This is a genomic window from Bacillus sp. JJ1474 (assembly GCF_036965225.1).
Classification (GTDB): Bacteria; Bacillota; Bacilli; order Bacillales; family Cytobacillaceae; genus Cytobacillus.
Genome location: NZ_JBALPC010000019.1, coordinates 7,839 through 11,062, shown reverse-complemented (window position 1 = coordinate 11,062; position 3,224 = coordinate 7,839). Strand labels below are relative to the sequence as shown.

The following is a 3,224-nucleotide window of genomic DNA, read 5'->3' as shown; positions in this document are numbered from 1 at the left end:
TTGTTCCGAAGGCGCTTGCACTTTTCTAACAAGGAGGGGGAATATGATCGAGTTAAAAAATATCCAAAAGCATTTTAAAAAAAATCATGTATTAAAAGGGATCGACCTCGAAGTTAATAAAGGGGATGTTGTAGCCATTATTGGCCCGAGCGGATCAGGAAAAACTACACTCCTCAGATGCATCAACTACTTGGAGCGCCCGGATGATGGACTAATAAGTGTTGACGGGTTTACCGTTCAAGGAAAGCATCCCCCCAAGCAGGATATTCTTACATTAAGAAGAAAAACCGCCATGGTTTTTCAGCACTATAACCTGTTCAAGAATAAAACGGTTCTGGAAAATGTGATGGAAGGGCTCATAGTAGCTAAAAAACTGCCTAAAGCCGAAGCAAAGGATATCAGTCTATCTCTCCTTCAGAAGGTAGGGCTGGCTGAAAAAGTAAATGATTATCCTTCACAGCTTTCTGGTGGTCAACAGCAGCGGGTTGGCATAGCACGGGCGCTTGCATTAAATCCATCGGTCATTTTATTTGATGAGCCCACTTCCGCTCTCGACCCAGAAATGGTTGGAGAAGTGCTGTCAATTATTAAGCAAATAGCAGGTGAAGGCATCACCATGGTGATCGTGACACATGAAATTGATTTCGCCAGAGAAGTAGCGAATCGAGTTGTCTTTATGGACGAAGGCGTCATTGTGGAACAAGGGCATCCCCAGGATGTACTCATTCATCCAAAACACGAGCGGATGAAGCAGTTTCTAAAACGGCTAGTCCGTGAACCAGAATATCTAATTTAAAGCAGGAGGTCGTTTTAATGAAAGGTTTAATTAAAACAGCGATTCTAGCATTTGTGCTTATACTTAGCCTCGCAGGCTGCTCGCAAAGCACAGGCTCAGGAAAAGACGATGGAAAAATAGTTGTAAAGGTAGCCTTAAGCGATGAAGTCAATCCCCCATTCTTGTATACAGATGAAAATAACAATCCAATTGGCTATGACATGGACTATATGAAGGAAATCGAGAAAAAGCTTCCTGAATATAAATTCGAATATCTTTTTGGAGAAGAAGAAGCCAATTTAGTTGGTGTTGATACAGGTAAATACACATTCGCGATTAATTGGTTCTTTAAAAATCCTGAAAGACAAGAGAAGTTTCTTTTTCCTGAACAAGAATTCGGATATTCCCTTACTTCGCTCGTGACAAAGAAGGATCGCAATGATATTAAATCTTTGGATGACATGGTCGGCAAAAAGTTCCCGCCAATGGCACCGAGCGGCGGATTACGTACTATTCTTAATTCATACAACGATAAACACAAAGATAACCCGTTAACACTCGATACCATTGAGCACGCTTCAAATGCTGATAATTTAAAAAGAGTAGCTGAAGGTAAGGCTGATGCTATATTCCTAAATGTAACAACCTTTAATGAAATGCAGAAACAAATGAATCTTGATTTAAAAGTTAGCGGAATCGTTTCAAAGGAACCAATTTGGGTTGTTTTCAATAAAAAGGAAACCGAGCTTGCACAGAAGATGGATAAAGCGACTGCTGAATTAATTGAAGACGGCACCCTTTCAAAGCTGTCTGAAAAATGGTTCGATGTCGACTTCTTTAAGGATTTGGAATTTATCAATCAAGAAGGCTTTAAATTTGAGTAATAGTTTTATAGATTGACTCCGACGGCAGCGATGAACGTTGGAGTCATTTTTACAGCAGGCGGTGAAATAAAATGATTAGTTCGGGATTCTCCGATTGGCTGGACTTATTAATGAGAGTATTAAATAAGCTCCCGCTTACTTTACTTATGTTAGGTGTTTCACTTTTCTTTTCTTTAATTATCGGTGTTATTGTCGCCATTGTCCGGATTCAAAAAAAACCGATTTCATATGCAGTTGCAACATTTTATTTGTCTTTCATGCGTTGTACGCCATTATTAGTTCAGCTATTCCTCGTTTATTTTGGACTCCCGCAGCTACTGTTGCTTGTAAATATTGATATTAATGGCTGGGATCGTTTTGTATTTGTTGTAATTGCCTTTTCTTTATATACAGGCGCCTACCTTTCTGAAGTGATTAGATCCGCCTATATGGCAGTCGGAAGGGACCAATTGGAGGCTGCCTACAGTATAGGAATGAGCTACTCACAGGCTTTGCGGAGAATCATTCTGCCTCAGGCGTTTTTAGTGGCCTTACCGGATCTCGGGAATAATATTATTGAATTGCTGAAGGATACCTCCCTTGCCTTTACGATTGGCATCATTGATATTATGGGGCAGGTTCGGATTATTCTAGGAAATAACTACGGAATCGGCATGTTCGAAGTGTACTTTACCATTTCGTTAGTGTATTGGGGCACATGTATTGTAATAGAAAATTTGATTGCACTTTTAGAAAAGGGATTAAAAAAGGGCCGTGTCAGCATTGCAGATTAATTTTTTAAAGGTAGTGATCTCTCTTGACTTTTATCGACTTTGACTTTGCATTAAAGCAATTTCCAGAGGTGCTGAAAGGTGTACCTTTAACTCTGATTATTGCGGTTATTTCTATGATCCTCGGAATCATGTTTGGCCTTTTGATTGCATTATGCCGAATTTATAAAGTGCCCGTTTTGCATCGAATCGCTATGTTGTACGTCTCCTTTATTAGAGGCGTGCCGATGATTGTACTCCTTTTCGTATTATTCTATGGGATACCCGCTCTGTTTGATCTCATAAATAAACAGCTTGGATGGAGTCTGGATGCTGATCAAATTTCACCTGTTGTGTATGCCTTAATCGCCTATACCCTGAATACAGCGGCTTACCAGTCCGAAATTTTCCGCGCATCCATCAATGCCACCCATGCCGGCCAAATGGAAGCTGCCTATTCAGTGGGCATGACGACAGCTCAAGGCTTACGAAGAATTATTTTGCCGCAAGCAATGGTCCTTTCTCTACCTAATCTAGGCAATACATTTATTGGTCTCATAAAGGCAACTTCTCTTGCTTTTGCGGTTAAGGTCATTGAAATCATGGGCATGGCGAAAATTATTGCGAATGATGGCTATAAGTATTTGGAAATGTATTTAGTGGCAGCCTTGATTTATTGGCTTCTCTGTTTTGTCTTTGAAGTTCTTTTTGCACAGCTTGAGAAAAAAATGAGGCGCTACGAGGCGAGGATGGATGAGGGGATGTCTGTTTAAAGGAGAGAGCATGATTTGATGGACAGCTTTTTGCCGTAACTCG

General features: G+C 40.4%; 4 protein-coding genes. All 4 read left to right on the top strand.

The genetic code is table 11. The features are described from left to right. Nucleotides 1–43: 43 nt before the first annotated feature. Nucleotides 44–796 (top strand): amino acid ABC transporter ATP-binding protein, encoded by a 753-nt coding sequence (locus tag V7164_RS03060; RefSeq protein ID WP_335353375.1) that lies wholly within the window; start codon nucleotides 44–46, stop codon nucleotides 794–796. 17 nt (nucleotides 797–813) lie between these two features. Next, entirely contained in the window at nucleotides 814–1,659 is an 846-nt protein-coding gene (locus V7164_RS03055) for a transporter substrate-binding domain-containing protein (protein WP_335353374.1), read from the top strand. 71 nt (nucleotides 1,660–1,730) lie between these two features. Then, nucleotides 1,731–2,432 (top strand): amino acid ABC transporter permease, encoded by a 702-nt coding sequence (locus tag V7164_RS03050; RefSeq protein ID WP_335353373.1) that lies wholly within the window; start codon nucleotides 1,731–1,733, stop codon nucleotides 2,430–2,432. A 23-nt stretch (nucleotides 2,433–2,455) separates the two neighbouring features. Then, nucleotides 2,456–3,181 (top strand): amino acid ABC transporter permease, encoded by a 726-nt coding sequence (locus tag V7164_RS03045; RefSeq protein ID WP_335353372.1) that lies wholly within the window; start codon nucleotides 2,456–2,458, stop codon nucleotides 3,179–3,181. Nucleotides 3,182–3,224: the final 43 nt, after the last annotated feature.